General features: G+C 37.9%; 1 protein-coding gene. It reads right to left on the minus strand.

What is annotated here, in order from left to right:
* Positions 1-22: 22 nt before the first annotated feature.
* Positions 23-243: iron chelate uptake ABC transporter family permease subunit (locus tag ACYP5M_RS26685; RefSeq protein ID WP_459735748.1), on the minus strand; the 221-nt coding region annotated here is incomplete at its 5' end.

Consider the following 243-nt stretch of genomic DNA (forward strand, 5'->3'; position numbering starts at 1 on the left):
TTTTTGAATATATTTTTCACTTCTACCATGAATTATTCTCCTTTAATAGAAGATAGATGAAATAGACGCCGCCGACAAAATTGTTGATGACACTCAATGTGGTTGAGAAAGTAAAGATCCTCTCTACGATGAATTGGCCGCCGACCAAGGCTATCACACTGATCAGCTTTGCACCCGGGATGATATGTTTATGCTGATATGAATTAATGAATTGATAAGCCACATTTGCAACAAGCAATCCGA

The organism is Peribacillus sp. N1, from assembly GCF_054600815.1.